Raw genomic sequence first — 17,146 nt, 5'->3', positions numbered from 1 at the left:
GGAGGCCTATCATGGCAGTATTTGAAAAAGTACAAGAAATTATCGTTGAAGAACTTGGTAAAGAACCATCAGAAGTAACTCTTGAATCTACATTCGAAGATTTAGAAGCAGATTCATTGGATTTGTTCCAAGTTATCTCTGAAATTGAAGATGCTTTTGACATCCAAATCGAAACTGAAGAAGGATTGTCTACAGTTGGTGACCTTGTCGCTTACGTAGAAGAAAAAACAAAATAATGATAGATGAGAGTATCGAAAGATATTCTCTCTTGTTTAGGTAATAGTTTGAGGCTCAAAGAAACAATCTTTTAAACTCAAACTATTACTTAAGCGAAAAAAGAGGTAGGTATAATGCAAACACGAATTACTGAACTATTGAATATTAAATATCCAATCTTCCAAGGTGGTATGGCCTGGGTTGCTGATGGAGACTTGGCTGGAGCCGTTTCAAATGCTGGTGGACTCGGAATTATTGGTGGTGGTAATGCCCCTAAAGAAGTGGTAAAAGCTAATATTGATAGAGTAAAACAAATCACTGACAAACCATTCGGTGTTAATATCATGCTTTTGTCACCATTTGCAGATGACATCGTCGACCTCGTTATCGAAGAGGGTGTTAAGGTTGTTACAACAGGTGCCGGAAACCCAGGTAAATATATGGAGCGTTTCCACGAAGCTGGAATTACAGTAATCCCAGTTATTCCATCGGTAGCACTTGCTAAACGTATGGAAAAACTTGGAGCTGATGCTGTTGTCGCAGAAGGTATGGAAGCTGGTGGTCACATTGGTAAATTGACAACCATGGCACTTGTTCGCCAGGTTGCGGATGCGGTATCTATCCCAGTTATTGGTGCTGGTGGTGTTGCAGATGGACGTGGTATGGCTGCTGTTCTTATGCTTGGAGCAGAAGCTGTTCAGGTTGGTACTCGTTTCGCTGTTGCTAAGGAATCTAATGCACACCAAAACTTCAAAGATAAGATTTTGAAGGCTAAAGATATTGATACTGTTATTTCAGCCTCAGTTGTTGGACACCCAGTTCGTGCGATTAAGAATAAATTGGCTACAGAATATAACCAAGCTGAAAAAGATTTCTTGGCTGGTAAGAAGACTCAAGAGGAAATTGAAGAGCTTGGTGCAGGTGCCCTTCGTAACGCTGTTGTTGATGGAGATGTGGAATATGGTTCAGTTATGGCTGGACAAATTGCAGGTCTTGTTCGTAAAGAAGAAACATGTGCAGAAATCTTGGAAGACCTTTACACAGGTGCTGCCAAGGTGATTAAAGAAGAAGCTGCTCGTTGGGCAGATGTAAACGTCTAAAAACGTCGAAAGGATTAGGATAGTGACAAAACGTGCGTTCTTATTTGCTGGTCAAGGGGCTCAGAAATTGGGCATGGCGAGCGATTTGTATGCGGCTTATCCCGTTGTTAAAGAGACATTTGATACGGCTAGTCGTATTCTAGGCTATGATTTGCGTGAATTGATTGATTCTAACGAAGAAAAACTGAATCAGACACGCTATACTCAACCAGCTATTTTGACAACGTCAGTAGCCATTTATCGTCTCTTAGTAGAAAATGGTATCACTCCTGATATTGTTGCCGGTCTCTCTTTGGGGGAATATTCTGCCCTGGTTGCGGCTGGAGCTCTTTCGTTTGAAGATGCAGTAGCTTTGGTTGCGAAACGAGGTGAATTCATGGAAACGGCAGCTCCCGCTGGAAGTGGGAAAATGGTTGCTGTTATGAATACAGACCCAAGTTTGATCGAGGAGATTTGTCAACAAGCATCCGAAAAGGGTGTAGTAACACCAGCTAACTACAATACGCCAGCACAAATTGTGATTGGTGGTGAGGTTGCGGCTGTGGACTATGCTGTGGAACTATTGCAGGAAGCAGGTGCCAAACGCTTGATCCCTTTGAATGTGTCAGGTCCATTCCACACAGCCTTACTGGAATCTGCTAGTCAAAAATTGGCGGCTGAACTAGAAAAAGTATCATTTAATGATTTTGATCTTCCTTTAGTTGGGAATACAGAAGCTACTATCATGAAGTCAGAAGATGTGAAAGCACTTTTGGCCCGTCAAGTAAAAGAACCGGTTCGTTTCTATGATTCAATTGCTACGATTCAAGAATTTGGTGTAGATGAGGTCATCGAAATTGGACCTGGAAAAGTCTTGTCAGGATTCTTGAAGAAAATTGATAAAACTCTTCCAACTCATAACGTCGAAGATCAGGCTAGTCTAGATGCACTTCTGAATGCTTAAAACGAGGTAAAGATGGAACTTAAAAATAAAAATGTTTTTGTAACAGGTTCAACACGCGGAATTGGATTGGCTGTGGCTCATAAATTTGCGAGTCTCGGTGCTAATGTTGTCCTAAATGGACGTTCTGAAATTTCTGAGGACTTGTTTGCGCAGTTTGCTGACTATGGTGTGACTGTTGTTGGTATTTCTGGGGATATTTCTAATGGCGAAGATGCGCAACGTATGGTAGCTGAAGCAATTGAAAAGCTTGGAAGTGTTGATGTTTTGGTCAATAACGCTGGCATCACAAACGACAAGTTGATGTTGAAAATGACTGAAGAAGATTTTGAACGGGTCTTGAAAATCAACTTGACAGGTGCCTTTAATATGACTCAAGCTGTCTTAAAACCGATGTCTAAAGCTCGTCAAGGGGCCATTATCAACATGTCCTCTGTTGTTGGTCTAATGGGGAATATCGGTCAAGCGAACTATGCGGCTTCAAAAGCTGGTTTGATTGGTTTCACTAAATCAGTAGCGCGTGAAGTTGCGGCTCGTGGCGTTCGTGTGAATGCCATTGCACCTGGTTTCATTGAATCAGATATGACTGATGCTATTCCAGAGAAAATGAAAGATGCCATGCTAGCTCAAGTGCCAATGAAACGAATTGGTCAAGCTGAAGAAGTGGCAGAAGTTGCGGCTTTCTTAGCAGGTCAAGAATATTTAACTGGTCAAACAATTGCCATTGATGGCGGAATGACTATGCAATAATGAATGCTCACTGATCGAAAATCACTTACTTAAATATCCATCCGACAAAAGGAGAATATATATGTCTACAAATCGTGTTGTTGTTACAGGTTACGGTGTAACCTCACCAATCGGAAATACACCAGAGGAGTTCTGGAATAGCCTTCATGAAGGAAAAATTGGAATCAAGCCCATTACGAAATTTGATGCTTCTGAAATTCCAGTCTTTAATGCTGGTGAAATTCAAGATTTCCCATTCGATAAATATTTTGTAAAAAAAGATCAAAATCGTATGGATACTTACTCATTGTATGCAATCTATGCTGCGATGGAAGCTATTGAAAATTCAGGCTTGAACATGGAAGAAGAAGACCGCGATCGTGTAGGTGTGATTGTATCATCTGGTATCGGTGGTTTGCAAGAATTGGAAGATCAAATTATCCGGATGCATGAACGTGGGATGAAGAGAATCCAACCAATGTTTATTCCAAAAGCTCTTTCAAACATGGGGGCTGGAAACATCGCACTTAAGATTGGGGCTCAAGGGGTATGTAAATCCGTGACAACAGCTTGTGCTTCTGCCAATGATGCAATTGGTGAAGCTTTCCGTGAAATTAAATTTGGTATGCATGATGTTGTTTTGGCAGGTGGTGCTGAAGCTTCGATTACTAAGATTGGTATCGGTGGTTTCAATGCCCTTACGGCCCTTTCAACAACGGAAGACCCAGAACGCTCATCTATTCCATTTGACAAAGACCGCAATGGTTTTGTGATGGGGGAAGGTGCAGGGGTTCTTGTCATCGAAAGTTTGGAACATGCCCAAAAACGTGGTGCTAATATTTTAGCTGAGATTGTTGGTTACGGTTCAAACTGTGATGCCTACCACATGACAACACCAACACCAGATGGTTCAGGTGCGGCTAAAGCGATTAAATTAGCGATCAATGAAGCTGGTATCAAACCTGAAGATGTCGATTATGTCAATGCGCATGGTACCTCTACACCTGCCAATGAGAAAGGTGAAAGTGGAGCTATCGTTTCTGTACTTGGTAAAGAAGTTCCTGTATCATCTACTAAATCATTTACAGGACACTTGCTTGGTGCTGCTGGTGCGGTTGAAGCGATTGCTACCATCGAAGCGATTCGTCACAGCTTTGTACCAAAAACTGCTGGTACCAAAGAATTGTCTGACTATATCGAAGCAAACGTTGTTTATGGTGAAGGTCAAGAAGCGGATATTCAGTATGCTATCTCAAATACCTTTGGTTTTGGAGGACACAATGCTGTTCTGGCCTTTAAACGTTGGGAGGGTTAATTCATGAATATTTCTGAAATCAAAGATTTGTTGGCTCAATTTGATGCGTCAACTTTGCGTGAATTCTCATATAAAAATAATGGCGAAGAATTGAATTTGAGTAAAAACCAAACGAGTTCAGTTGCGGCTACACCGGTTGCTCCTGCAGTTGAAGTGGTAGCAACTCCTCAAACTCCTGTAGTAGCCCCTGTTGTTGAAGCCCCAGCAACTCCAGCTGTAGCGGCTGAACCAGTTGCTGCTCCAGCTCAGGCTGCAGAAGGTGATGTGGTTGAAAGTCCATTGGTTGGGGTGGCTTACTTGTCGCCAGCACCGGATAAATCAGCCTTTGTATCTGTAGGAGACAAAGTTACTAAGGGTCAAACACTCTTGATTATCGAAGCCATGAAAGTGATGAATGAAGTCCCAGCACCTAAAGATGGGGTAGTCACTGAAATTTTGGTAACGAATGAAGAAATGGTTGAATTTGGAAAAGGATTGGTTCGAATCAAATGACAATTGATATTAATGCTATTCGTGAGGCTTTGCCGCATCGTTACCCAATGCTTTTGGTGGATCGCGTATTGGAAACAAGCGAAGATACGATTGTTGCCATTAAGAACGTGACAATTAATGAACCATTTTTTAATGGACATTTTCCACAATATCCTGTTATGCCAGGTGTTCTCATCATGGAAGCTTTGGCACAAACAGCAGGTGTACTAGAGTTGTCAAAACCTGAAAATAAAGGAAAATTAGTCTTTTATGCAGGGATGGACAAGGTGAAGTTTAAAAAACAAGTCGTTCCAGGAGATCAACTGGTGATGACAGCTACTTTTGTCAAACGTCGTGGAACAATTGCTGTTGTTGAAGCGAAAGCAGAAGTAGACGGTAAGCTTGCAGCTTCAGGAACGCTTACTTTTGCAATTGGAAATTAAGAAAGGCCTATCTATGTTTCGTAAGATCTTAATCGCCAATCGTGGTGAGATTGCAGTTCGTATTATTCGTGCGGCTCGTGAACTTGGCATCGAGACGGTTGCAGTGTATTCTACTGCTGATAAAGAAGCCTTGCATACCTTACTAGCGGATGAAGCAGTCTGTATTGGACCTGCTAAATCAACAGAGTCTTATTTGAATATGAGTGCTGTCTTGTCTGCAGCTGTTCTAACAGGAGCAGAAGCTATCCATCCTGGTTTTGGATTTTTAAGTGAAAACTCAAAATTTGCGACCATGTGTGAGGAAGTGGGCATTAAATTTATTGGTCCTTCTGCTAAAGTCATGGATTTGATGGGGGATAAGATTAATGCTCGTAAACAGATGATCAAAGCAGGAGTACCTGTTATTCCTGGATCAGATGGTGAAGTGTATACTGCTGAAGAAGCCCTCGAGATTGCAGAGCGTATTGGTTACCCTGTGATGTTGAAAGCATCTGCAGGAGGCGGTGGTAAAGGAATTCGGAAGGTTGAAAAACCAGAAGATTTGGTTGCTGCTTTTGAATCTGCTTCCTCAGAAGCTCAAGCTGCTTTTGGAAATGGTGCCATGTATATGGAACGGGTGATTTATCCGGCACGCCACATTGAAGTACAGATTTTAGCGGATCAGCATGGACATGTTATTCACTTAGGTGAACGCGATTGTTCTCTTCAACGAAATAACCAAAAAGTTCTAGAAGAATCCCCTTCGATTGCTATTGGAAAAACGCTTCGTGATCGGATTGGTTCTGCAGCTGTTCGTGCAGCTGAATCAGTTGGGTACGAGAATGCTGGAACGATTGAATTCTTGTATGATGAAGGCAAGGGTGAGTTCTACTTTATGGAAATGAATACCCGTGTCCAAGTAGAGCATCCTGTCACGGAATTTGTAACAGGAGTTGATATCGTTAAGGAACAGATTAAAATCGCAGCTGGCCAAGAATTATCCGTTACTCAAGAGGACATTGTCATTAAAGGCCATGCGATTGAATGCCGGATCAATGCGGAAAATCCTTCCTTCAACTTTGCACCTAGCCCTGGTAAGATCACTAATCTCTATCTTCCAAGTGGTGGGGTTGGCTTGCGTGTGGATTCTGCTGTGTATCCTGGGTATACGATTCCACCATACTATGATAGTATGATTGCCAAAATCATTGTCCATGGGGAAAATCGCTTTGATGCACTGATGAAAATGCAGCGTGCTCTTTATGAGTTGGAAATCGATGGTGTCACCACCAATAGCAGTTTCCAGTTGGATTTGATTTCAGATTCACATGTGATCGCTGGTGATTATGACACTGCATTTTTGATGGAACAATTCCTTCCAAATTATAATAAGGAATGATGAAAAAGCCTGGACTTGTGAGGGAAGTATGAACATCATCTTCACAGTTTCAGGCTTTTATAGTAATGCTTCAGATACTGTAGCATATTATAAGGAGTAAGTAATGGCATTATTTTCTAAAAAAGATAAATATATTCGGATCAATCCGAATAGGTCAGCCTGGAAGGAGCCTCAGCCAAAACCTGAAGTTCCTGATGAACTATTTTCACAATGCCCAGGTTGTAAACATACCATTTACCAAAAGGATTTAGGTAGTGAACGAGTATGCCCGAATTGTGGCTATACCTTCCGTATTTCTGCTAAAGAACGCTTGGCGTTGACAGTGGATCCAGCTAGCTTTGAAGAAATGTTTACAGGAATCGAAACGACAGATCCTTTGAATTTCCCAAATTATAAGAAGAAATTAGCAACAGTGCGGGAAATGACAGGACTGGATGAAGCTGTCCTGACTGGAACTGCCTTGATTAAAGGTCAAAAAGTTGCGCTTGGGATCATGGATTCCAACTTTATCATGGCTTCAATGGGTTCTGTAGTAGGCGAAAAAATTACTCGTTTATTTGAATTTGCGACAAAAGAAAAATTGCCAGTTGTTCTTTTTACCGCTTCCGGTGGTGCTCGGATGCAAGAAGGAATCGTGAGTTTGATGCAAATGGCAAAAATTTCTGCGGCTGTTCAACGCCATTCCAAAGAAAAATTATTCTATTTGACGGTATTGACAGATCCGACAACTGGTGGGGTGACAGCCTCATTTGCTATGGAAGGTGATATTATCATGGCAGAGAGTCAGGCCTTGGTCGGGTTTGCCGGTCGTCGCGTGATCGAATCAACTGTGCGTGAAAAATTGCCAGATGATTTCCAAAAAGCAGAATTTCTACAAGAACATGGATTTGTAGACTTGATCGTGGAGAGAAGCCAAATCCGAGCAACAGTTGGACAATTATTGGCCCTTCATGGAGGTAAACATGAGTAAAATAACACAGATTATTAAAGAAGCACGTGACCAAGGAAGATTGACTGCTCTTGATTTTGCTCAAGGAATTTTTGATGATTTTATCGAATTGCATGGAGATCGAAACTTCCGTGATGATGGTGCGGTGATTGGTGGGATTGGACGCTTAGGCGATCAAACGGTTACAGTCGTTGGGATCCAAAAAGGAAAAAATCTTCAGGATAATCTAAAACGTAATTTTGGACAACCACATCCAGAAGGCTATCGAAAAGCTTTGCGCCTCATGAAGCAAGCGGAGAAATTTTGTCGTCCAGTTGTGACCTTTATCAATACAGCGGGTGCTTATCCTGGTGTTGGTGCTGAAGAACGAGGACAAGGTGAAGCCATTGCCCGTAACCTCATGGAAATGAGTGATTTAAAAGTTCCGATTATCGCGATTATCATCGGAGAAGGTGGTTCTGGTGGTGCCTTGGCTCTTGCTGTGGCAGATAAGGTCTGGATGCTTGAGAACTCCATCTATGCGGTCTTGAGTCCAGAAGGTTTTGCCTCTATTCTTTGGAAAGATGGAAGCCGTGCCATGGAGGCAGCAGAGTTGATGAAGATTACTTCTCACGAGTTGTTAAATATGGAAATTGTCGATAAGGTAATTCCCGAGCATGGATTTTCAAATGGAGAACTACTGGCTAACGTGAAGAAGGAATTACAGGAAGAGTTAAAGGTTTTACAAGCTTTACCTCTCGAAGAGCTTCTGGAGCAACGCTACCAACGTTTTCGTAAATATTAAAAAACTGAGCTTGCAATTTGCAAGACTCAGTTTTTTTAACTTTATTTTGGTGCGATGACTTCTACGCTACCCATGTATGGGCGAAGGACTTCTGGAATGGTCACAGAACCGTCTTCGTTTTGGTAGTTTTCAAGAATAGCAGCGACGGTACGTCCGACTGCCAATCCAGAACCGTTCAAAGTGTGAAGGAGTTTTACCTTGCCATCTGCTTCATCACGGTAGCGGATTTGCGCACGGCGAGCTTGGAAATCTTCTGTATTGGAACAGCTGGAGATTTCACGGTAGGTATTTTGTGCTGGAATCCATACTTCCAAGTCATAAGTCTTAGCAGCTGAGAAGCCCATGTCTCCAGTGGAGAGAGCTACCACACGGTATGGAAGGTTCAGTTTTTGAAGGATATTTTCAGCATTGACAACCATTTTTTCCAATTCATCATATGATTCTTCTGGCTTGGCAAATTTCACCATTTCAACCTTATGGAATTGGTGCAAACGGATCAAGCCACGGGTATCACGACCGGCTGAACCAGCTTCTGAACGGAAAGATGGACTCATAGCAGTGAAGTAGATTGGAAGATCTTTCCCATCAAGAATTTCATCGCGGTAGTAGTTTGTCAAAGGAACTTCAGCAGTTGGAATGAGGACATAATTGGTATCGCTAAGTTCAAAAGTATCTTCCTTGAATTTTGGATATTGTCCAGTACCAAACATAGAATCATGGTTGACCATGTAAGGAGGGATGACTTCAGTGTATCCTTCCTTGCCATGTTCGTCCAACATGAAGTTGTAGATAGCGCGTTCTAAGCGAGCTCCAAGTCCTTTGTAGAAGAGGAAACGAGCACCAGTGACTTTCGCACCGCGTTCCCAGTCAAGGATATCAAGGTCTTCTCCTAAATCCCAGTGAGCTTTTGGTTCAAAGCTAAATTCGCGCGGTGTTCCCCAACGGCGAACCTCAACGTTGTCATCCTCATCTGCTCCAACAGGGACACTGTCAGCAGGGATGTTTGGAAGGGTAGTAGTGAATTCAGTTAATTTGGCATCGATTTCAGCCAATTCTGTATCCAATGCTTTAACCTCTGCAGAAAGAGTTTGCATGGCAGCAATCTTATCATCTGCATTTTCTTTGTTGCGTTTAGCTTGTGCGATTTCAGCAGATACAGTGTTACGCTCTGCTTTGAGATTTTCTACTTTGACTAAGATGTCTCGACGTTTGGCATCGATTTCTTTCATTTCATTCAAAATAGCTGCATCTACGCCACGTGTTGCCAATTTTTTAGCAACCGCATCAAAGTCTGTACGAATCCGTTTAATATCTAACATAGCTTCTCCTTTAACAAAAAACACACCTGTTACAGTGTTGGAGTGGCAGAGCCACGGTTCCATCCAACTTCACAGGTGTGCACTTGATTCGATATTGTATTTTAAAGAAACGGTAGAATTTCAATTAAGATTTCTATCTGCTCGCAGCAACCGCAGACTTTCTGAAAGAGACTCTTAACTTACTTATCCGTTTGCGTCTATTATACAAGAAAAGATCCTATTTTGCAAATAGATTTTTAATTTTAGCCGTGATGATTTGGATCAACGTAGGAAGTTTGACAATTTTATCATTTCCTAGATGTTCCCGAGCAATCTTTAAAATTTTTCCAGAGTCTTTTGAAGCAAAGAGAAATTTTGATTCTCTGGTATAGATTTCAAAATGGCGGCTAATTTTACGTCCGGATACATTGGCTCCGATTCGCTCGATTTCTTGCCAGGGAATTTGGATGTAGTCTTCTACATTTGCATCCGCATAAAATTCAAAAGCGGCATTCCCGACTAGGATTTTTCCAACCTTTCCCCCCACTCCAAGGTAAGAAACCCCTGTAGTATGGAATTCAACGGTTTTATTCAATGATTGAGCCATGAGATCCTCCTGTATTGCTGTTCACTCCATTATATCATAATAAAAAGAAGGCCGAAACCTTCTTTTTAGTTGATCTTTGCTTACATCAAGCCAGCAACGTGTGCTAGTACACCGATTACAAAGAGGGCGATGATGATAGTGATTGGAGATACTTTCTTCTTAAGCAACCACATACAAGCGAAAGTAAGAAGCAATCCCATCAAACCAGGAATCAATGAATCCAAGTTTTGTTGGAAAGTTGTAACTTTTTCAGGTGTTTGAGATAGACCTGAACCAACTTGAGCGAAGGCTTCTTGGATACCCTTGTATCCTTCAGGAAGTTTATCCCAGTGGATATAAGCTTTGTCGTCTAATTTGACAGAAGAAACATTAAAGATAAATTTAATAGATACCCAACGTTCTACCAAGACAGCGAGGATAAACATCCCAAGGATAGAAGCTCCTTTAGTGATATCTTGCAAGATTCCACCAGACATATCTTTGGTAATTTCAGAACCGGCTTTGTATCCAAGTTCTTGGGTATACCACAAGAAGGACATACGAATTGCGTTCCATGCAAGGAAGAAGATGAGTGGACCAAGGATATTACCAGTCAAGGCAAGAGATGCACCAAGTGCTCCAAGGATCGGACGAACTGTAAACCAGAAGACTGGATCTCCGATACCAGCCAAAGGCCCCATCATACCAATTTTAACCCCTTGGATAGCAGCATCATCAATAGCAGCACCGTTTGCTTTTTCTTCTTCAAGGGCAAGAGTAACCCCGATGATTGGAGCAGCTACGTATGGGTGAGTGTTGAAGAACTCCATGTGACGCTCAAGAGCAGCCGCTTGGTCTTCTTTCTTGGTGTAGAGTTTTTTGATAGCTGGGATCAATGAGTAAGCCCAACCCAAGTTTTGCATCCGTTCGTAGTTCCAAGAACCTTGCAAGAAGGTTGAACGCCACCAAACTTTTTGACGATCTGATTTAGATAATTGTAATTTTTCAGTCATGATAGTGTCACACCTTTCTTAATAGTCTTCGAGAATATCGCCGATTGGGTCATTAGAAGTAGCGACTCCGCCACCTCCGTTGCCACCTTTCTTAGAAAGTGAAAGGTAAATCAAGGCAAGGGCAACACCAATCGCTCCAAGAGCAATCAAAGTTAATTCGCTGACGGCAGCAAGTGCAAAACCAATGGCAAAGAATGGCCAAACTTCACGGCTTGCCATCATGTTGATAACCATAGCATAACCAACGGCTACAACCATACCTCCACCGATTTGCATACCGTCTGACAACCAAGCAGGCATCGCTTCAAGCGCACCTTTAACGGTTTCAGCAGGGATCATCAAAAGAAGGGCTGCAGGAATGGCGATACGAAGACCTTGAAGGAGAAGTGCTACAAAGTGCGCACGTTCAACTCCTTTGATATCACCTTTTTTAGCAGCAGCATCGGCAGTGTGGACCAAACCAACGGAGAGAGTACGGACGATCATAGTCAAGAAAAGACCAGCGACTGCAAGTGGAATAGCCACACCTTGAGCCACAGCGATTCCTTTAGAACTAAAGTCACCACCAAGAACCAATATAATCGCAGCAGCGACAGATGCAAGAGCAGCATCGGGTGCAACGGCAGCTCCAATGTTTGCCCAGCCAAGTGCAAGTAATTGAAGGGAACCACCAAGCATCACACCGGCAGTCAAGTTACCTGTTACCAAACCGATTAAGGTACAAGCAACAAGTGGTTGGTGGAATTGGAATTGGTCAAGGATACCTTCAAGACCAGCTAAGAAGGCAACAACGACCACTAATACCATAGAAATAATAGACATGTTTAAAATCCTTTCGTAAGTAATCGATTATTGAACGTTGGCTTTGTTAATTAAGTCAAACAAATCTTTCTTAGAGTCATTTGGTACTTTACGGACATCAAATTCCACTCCAAGATCACGCATTTTTTCAAATGTAGCCACATCCTCTTTATCCATTGACAACACATTGTTAACCATGGTTTTACCAGTTGAGTGGGCCATTGAACCAACGTTCAAGGTTTTAATCGGAACACCACCCTCGATGGCACGAAGGGCATCTTGAGGTGTTTCAAATAAGATCAAAGCATGTGTTTCACCAAAGCGTGGATCTTTTGCAACGTCGATCAATTTCTGAATTGGGACAACATTTGCTTTGACACCATTTGGTGCTGCTTGCTTGATCAACTCTTTACGAAGTTCATCTTTGGCAACTGAGTCTGAAGCAACGATAATGCGATCTGCTTTTGAATCAGGAGTCCAAGCAGTAGCGACTTGTCCATGAAGGAGACGAGTATCTAAGCGAGCAAGATTAATCTTGAGCTTGCCATCTCCGATCACTGTTCCTTCTGGAATAGCAGCTTGGGCAACAGGGGCAGCGGAAGCAGTGCTTGCTTCTTCGACAGGATTCAATTCTTCTGGAAGAGCTTTGATTCCATCTTTAGATTCTTTGATGATGTTTGCAGCAACTTTATCAACGCCAGCATTTGCATCCATCAAACGCTCTGTATAAGCTTGAATCAACATCGGAAGGTTTAATCCAGTAATGATCGCAAATTTACGATCGGGATTTTCCCCCATGACACGACTTGCTTGGTTAAATGGAGAACCACTCCAAAGGTCAGCCAAAACCAAGATTTCATCTTCTGCATCAAATGCGGCAACAGCAGCATTGAATTTAGCATAGAGATCATCTGGGCCTTCACTTGGCATGAACGTAACCACTTGAACTTTCTCTTGATCCCCAAAGATCATCGAGCCGGATTGGTGGATTCCAGCTGCAAATTCACCGTGGCTAGCAATAATGATACCAATACTCATTATTGACATTCCTCCTTATAAAATTTGTTTGACTTTCAGTTTAAGAAAACTTTGAGCTTCTTTATTATAAACCGTTTTCATATTTAAGTCAATTTTTCTATCAAAATCTCGATGTAAAAACATCGATTTATTATATTAAATTATCGTTAGATAGAAAAAGAATGCTCTTGAATGAATTTTGTTTATTACTTGTTGATGCTTAAAAAATCAATAATAGATATGTTTTATAGGATTTTGTTCTCAATGAAAAGATTCCGAGAATCAAACGATATTCTCGAAAACAAAAATAAATATATAATAAATTGTAAATAAGAGTGATTGAGAGCACTCAAAAAGACTAGCCCAACTGGGCTAGTCCTGTAGGTTCAGTTGTTTAGTTTGTAAAGTCAAGTACCATACGTCCTTGAATGGTTCCAGCTTCCATTTCGTCAAAGACTTTGACAGCATCTTCTACTGGACGTTTTTGAACGACTGGCACTACCAAACCTTCTGCGCCAAATTGGAAGGCTTCTTCCAAGTCTTTACGAGTTCCTACAAGAGAACCAATGACTTGGATACCATCTAATACAGTTTTCACAATGCTGAGGTCCATCATTTCAGAAGGAAGACCAACTGCGACAATGCGGCCACCTGCACGAACAGAATCTACTGCTTGGTTGAAAGCTACTTTAGAAACAGCTGTTACGACAGCAGAGTGAGCTCCACCATTTGTTTTTTCTTTGATCAATCCTGGGACATCTTCGACTTCGCGACCGTTGATGACAAAGTCTGCACCAACTTCTTTCGCCAATTCCAGTTTGTCATTGTTGATATCAACAGCTATGACATGTGCGTTGAAGACTTTCTTGGCATATTGAACAGCCAAGTTACCCAATCCACCAGCTCCGTAGATAACGATCCATTGTCCTGGTTCTGCTTTGGCTTCTTTGATGGCTTTGTAAGTTGTAACACCTGCACAAGTGATAGAAGAAGCTTGGGCTGGATCTAATCCTTCAGGTACTTTCACTGCGTAATCTGCAGTAACGATACATTGCTCAGCCATTCCTCCGTCAACAGAATAACCAGCATTTTTTACAGTACGGCAAAGGGTTTCGCGACCGGTTGTACAGTATTCACAAGTTCCACATCCTTCGAAAAACCATGCGACACTGACACGATCTCCAACTTTTAGGCTCTTGACATCTGGAGCGACTTCTTTCACAATTCCGATTCCTTCGTGTCCAAGAACACGGCCTGGCACTTTACCGAAGTCTCCGTGAGCGACGTGCAAGTCAGTGTGGCAGACACCACAGTATTCGATTTGAACAAGAGCTTCCCCTGTTTCAAGTGGACGCATGTCTTTGTTTGCAACGATTTCAACACCAGTACCTTCTGGATTTACAACAACAGCTTTCATTTTGTTCCTCCTTAAGTGAACGAGAAGCGATTTAGAATTTTTGAAAGCGCTTCTTTAATAACTATGTTAATAATATCATAAACTAGATGGCAAGGCAATGAAAAAAATATAAAAATAGGAGGGTATTGATTAACCGATTAAGTATTTAGGATAGAAAAAGACATGAGGGGATAACTCATGTCTGTTCCTATTATAAGAATAATTGAATGAGTTGGCGCGCGACACCATCTTCGTTATTTGTGAAATCTGTGACGGAATCCGCGTAAGGGAGAAGGACGGAGCTAGCATTTTTCATGGCGTATCCATGACCAGCGAGAGCTAGCATGTCGGTATCGTTGTGCTCGTCTCCAAAGGCAATCAAATCCTTCTGATCCATATTGAGTTTATCTAGAAGGTAGGTCAGAGCAGATGCTTTGGTCACATTTTTGGGATTGCATTCCAGAATATTTAAGGGACCCCCCCAAGTATTTATAGACAGATTGTAGTCATAATGCCGATTCATTTCATCTGCCAGAGCATATTTGTCTTCCGCTTTCGTTTGAAAGAGGATACAGTTTGGGTCGCTCGTTACCCGCTCGGGATTGAATTGATTTTCTGGTTGGAAAGATTCAATACCGAATAATTTAGGGTCTGCAACGTGCTCATTTGGATCGGTAATAAAGAATTTATTGCGGTATTCGCCTGCTATAAAGTCCGCTTGGATGGTATCCCGGTTAGCGACCATATCTAGCAGGTATTTTTTATCTAAAGTCAAACATTGTTCATCCCCCCATTTTTTCTCAGGTAGATGCGTAAGGGAGCCGTTAAAATTGATCATCGGAGTATCTAGCTCTAGTTGTTTGTAATAGGTATGTGCCATACGGTAGGGGCGGCCTGTTGTAATAATGACTTTATGGCCAAGAGCACTAATTTTTTTTATCGTATCAATGGTAAAGTCGCTCAATTTGCTTTCGGAATTTAAGAGAGTGCCGTCTAGATCTAGAGCGATCATCTTTTTATGCATATTTCAGTTCCTTTCGAGAAGAATGAGACCATTATATCAGAAAAATCGGAAAAGCGCTCAAAAATCGAGAAGAGAAGTAGGATTTCTTGAAAGGCGAAAGATCTTTTGGTAAAATAGAAATAACGTTCGCAAATTGATTGGGAGCGAGAATGATGAAAAAGGAGTTTATTCTGAAATGGATAAGTTTTTTAAACTTTCAGAACATGGAACCACTGTTCGAACAGAGGTCCTTGCTGGTTTGACAACCTTTTTTGCGATGAGTTATATCCTCTTCGTAAACCCTCAAATGTTGTCACAAACAGGTATGCCAGCTCAAGGAGTCTTCCTTGCAACGATTATTGGATCCGTTGTCGGGACCTTGATGATGGCTTTTTATGCCAATTTGCCTTATGCACAAGCACCAGGGATGGGCTTGAACGCTTTCTTTACCTTTACCGTTGTATTTGGTATGGGCTACTCATGGCAAGAGGCTTTAGGAATGGTCTTCATTTGTGGTGTGATTTCATTAATTATCACATTGACAAATGTTCGGAAGATGATCATCGAATCGATTCCGACTGCTCTTCGGTCTGCTATTTCAGCGGGGATCGGGATTTTCTTGGCCTATGTTGGGATTAAGAATGCAGGATTTTTGAAATTCACGATTGACCCTCATACCTATACAGTGGTCGGGGAAGGAGCAGATAAGGCGAATGCAACGATCTCAGCCAATGCATCTGCTGTTCCTGGATTGGTTGATTTTAACAATCCGGCTGTCCTCTTGGCTCTTGTTGGTCTTGCGATTACTATTTTCTTTGTTGTCAAAGGGATTAAGGGAGGGATTATCCTTTCTATCTTAGCAACGACTGTGCTTGGAATTCTCATCCATGTGGTTGATATCACTAAAATTGACTTTGCAAGTAACCATCTAGGAGCTGCCTTTAATGATTTAGGCACGATCTTTGGTCAAGCTTTGGGATCAAAAGGATTGGGTTCTTTGATTTCCAATACGTCTCGTTTGCCTGAGACCTTAATGGCAATTTTAGCCTTCTCCTTGACTGATATTTTTGATACAATTGGAACTTTAATCGGTACGGGTGAAAAAGTTGGGATTGTTGCGACAAATGGGGAAAACCATCAATCAGCGAAATTAGATAAGGCCCTCTATTCAGACCTTGTAGCGACTTCAGTCGGAGCCATTGCAGGAACTTCAAACGTAACGACTTATGTTGAATCTGCAGCTGGTATTGGAGCTGGTGGACGCACTGGTTTGACAGCCTTGGTTGTGGCAATCTGTTTTGCTATTTCAAGTCTCTTTAGTCCTTTGTTGGCGATTGTACCGACCGCTGCTACAGCTCCAATTTTGATTGTTGTTGGGATCATGATGTTGAGTGGCTTGAAAAATATCCATTGGGAAGATATGTCAGAAGCAGTTCCTGCCTTCTTCACCTCTATCTTTATGGGCTTCAGCTACTCGATTACACAAGGGATCGCTGCTGGATTTATCACCTATAGCTTAGTGAAAGTGGTTAAAGGACAAGCCAAAGAAGTGCACAGCATGATTTGGATTTTAGATGTTCTCTTTATTTTAAACTACGTTAGCATGGCCTTGAATTAAGTATCAGAAAAGTGCCAAAAAGGAATGGGAGTTGTCTCCCATTCCTTTCAGATTGAAGACAAAGTTATACCAAAAACATTCCTTAGGTG

The 17,146-nt window shown here is 41.8% G+C and carries 18 protein-coding genes; 11 read left to right on the top strand and 7 right to left on the bottom strand.

The annotated features are described in order from the left end of the window. Positions 1-11 precede the first annotated feature (11 nt). From SM122_RS05135 to SM122_RS05090, 10 genes are all read left to right on the top strand, one after another. Positions 12-236: an acyl carrier protein gene (locus SM122_RS05135; RefSeq protein WP_003003892.1), complete on the top strand. Its 225-nt coding sequence runs from the start codon at positions 12-14 to the stop codon at positions 234-236. A gap of 114 nt (positions 237-350) precedes the next feature. After that, on the top strand, positions 351-1,316 hold the full coding sequence (gene fabK, locus SM122_RS05130; RefSeq protein ID WP_037608323.1) for an enoyl-[acyl-carrier-protein] reductase FabK: 966 nt from the start codon (positions 351-353) through the stop codon (positions 1,314-1,316). A gap of 22 nt (positions 1,317-1,338) precedes the next feature. Next, positions 1,339-2,259 carry an ACP S-malonyltransferase gene (gene fabD / locus SM122_RS05125; RefSeq protein WP_003010459.1) on the top strand — a complete coding sequence of 307 codons (921 nt, stop codon included), beginning with the start codon at positions 1,339-1,341 and terminating at the stop codon, positions 2,257-2,259. A gap of 12 nt (positions 2,260-2,271) precedes the next feature. Beyond that, positions 2,272-3,006, top strand: a complete 735-nt coding sequence (gene fabG / locus SM122_RS05120; protein ID WP_155170528.1) for a 3-oxoacyl-[acyl-carrier-protein] reductase — start codon at positions 2,272-2,274, stop codon at positions 3,004-3,006. A 61-nt stretch (positions 3,007-3,067) separates the two neighbouring features. Then, a complete protein-coding gene (gene fabF / locus SM122_RS05115; RefSeq protein WP_003010454.1) occupies positions 3,068-4,300 on the top strand; it encodes a beta-ketoacyl-ACP synthase II in 1,233 nt (410 codons plus the stop codon). 3 nt (positions 4,301-4,303) lie between these two features. Beyond that, complete coding sequence (gene accB, locus SM122_RS05110) at positions 4,304-4,792, top strand: acetyl-CoA carboxylase biotin carboxyl carrier protein (RefSeq protein ID WP_049506156.1); 489 nt, start codon at positions 4,304-4,306, stop codon at positions 4,790-4,792. Then, entirely contained in the window at positions 4,789-5,214 is a 426-nt protein-coding gene (gene fabZ, locus SM122_RS05105) for a 3-hydroxyacyl-ACP dehydratase FabZ (RefSeq protein WP_003004019.1), read from the top strand. The genes accB and fabZ overlap by 4 nt, the downstream gene beginning before the upstream one ends. 13 nt (positions 5,215-5,227) lie before the next feature. Next, the gene (locus tag SM122_RS05100; RefSeq protein ID WP_045760281.1) at positions 5,228-6,592 is read left to right on the top strand and encodes an acetyl-CoA carboxylase biotin carboxylase subunit; all 1,365 of its coding nucleotides are present in this window, start codon (positions 5,228-5,230) and stop codon (positions 6,590-6,592) included. Positions 6,593-6,695: 103 nt separating this feature from the next. Then, positions 6,696-7,562 (top strand): acetyl-CoA carboxylase, carboxyltransferase subunit beta, encoded by an 867-nt coding sequence (gene accD, locus SM122_RS05095; RefSeq protein ID WP_205010718.1) that lies wholly within the window; start codon positions 6,696-6,698, stop codon positions 7,560-7,562. Further along, positions 7,555-8,325 carry an acetyl-CoA carboxylase carboxyl transferase subunit alpha gene (locus tag SM122_RS05090; RefSeq protein ID WP_195529439.1) on the top strand — a complete coding sequence of 257 codons (771 nt, stop codon included), beginning with the start codon at positions 7,555-7,557 and terminating at the stop codon, positions 8,323-8,325. Before accD ends, SM122_RS05090 begins: the two co-directional genes overlap by 8 nt. 41 nt (positions 8,326-8,366) lie before the next feature. Here SM122_RS05090 and serS read toward each other — a convergent pair whose 3' ends face one another. The 7 genes from serS to SM122_RS05055 form a co-directional block, all read right to left on the bottom strand. Then, a complete protein-coding gene (serS, locus tag SM122_RS05085; protein WP_195529440.1) occupies positions 8,367-9,644 on the bottom strand; it encodes a serine--tRNA ligase in 1,278 nt (425 codons plus the stop codon). Positions 9,645-9,861: 217 nt separating this feature from the next. After that, complete coding sequence (locus SM122_RS05080) at positions 9,862-10,230, bottom strand: DUF956 family protein (RefSeq protein ID WP_023920226.1); 369 nt, start codon at positions 10,228-10,230, stop codon at positions 9,862-9,864. Between the two features lie 80 nt (positions 10,231-10,310). Next, positions 10,311-11,222, bottom strand: coding sequence for a PTS system mannose/fructose/sorbose family transporter subunit IID (locus SM122_RS05075; protein ID WP_023022256.1), 912 nt, complete (start codon positions 11,220-11,222; stop codon positions 10,311-10,313). Between the two features lie 18 nt (positions 11,223-11,240). Next, positions 11,241-12,044, bottom strand: a complete 804-nt coding sequence (locus SM122_RS05070; RefSeq protein WP_023022258.1) for a PTS mannose/fructose/sorbose transporter subunit IIC — start codon at positions 12,042-12,044, stop codon at positions 11,241-11,243. Between the two features lie 27 nt (positions 12,045-12,071). Continuing rightward, a complete protein-coding gene (locus SM122_RS05065; RefSeq protein WP_117745211.1) occupies positions 12,072-13,061 on the bottom strand; it encodes a PTS sugar transporter subunit IIB in 990 nt (329 codons plus the stop codon). A gap of 373 nt (positions 13,062-13,434) precedes the next feature. Further along, positions 13,435-14,457, bottom strand: a complete 1,023-nt coding sequence (gene adhP / locus SM122_RS05060; RefSeq protein ID WP_155170522.1) for an alcohol dehydrogenase AdhP — start codon at positions 14,455-14,457, stop codon at positions 13,435-13,437. 190 nt (positions 14,458-14,647) lie between these two features. Continuing rightward, positions 14,648-15,460: a Cof-type HAD-IIB family hydrolase gene (locus SM122_RS05055; RefSeq protein ID WP_049474385.1), complete on the bottom strand. Its 813-nt coding sequence runs from the start codon at positions 15,458-15,460 to the stop codon at positions 14,648-14,650. A gap of 175 nt (positions 15,461-15,635) precedes the next feature. Here SM122_RS05055 and SM122_RS05050 point away from each other — a divergent pair, with 175 nt between their 5' ends. Further along, on the top strand, positions 15,636-17,057 hold the full coding sequence (locus SM122_RS05050) for an NCS2 family permease (RefSeq protein ID WP_070464909.1): 1,422 nt from the start codon (positions 15,636-15,638) through the stop codon (positions 17,055-17,057). Positions 17,058-17,146 lie beyond the last annotated feature (89 nt).

Origin of the sequence: Streptococcus gingivalis (genome assembly GCF_035544715.1) — a bacterium.
GTDB classification, from domain to species: Bacteria; Bacillota; Bacilli; order Lactobacillales; family Streptococcaceae; genus Streptococcus; species Streptococcus gingivalis.
The sequence above is the reverse complement of the archived record's forward strand: the minus strand, read 5'-3'. Positions and strand labels throughout refer to the sequence as shown.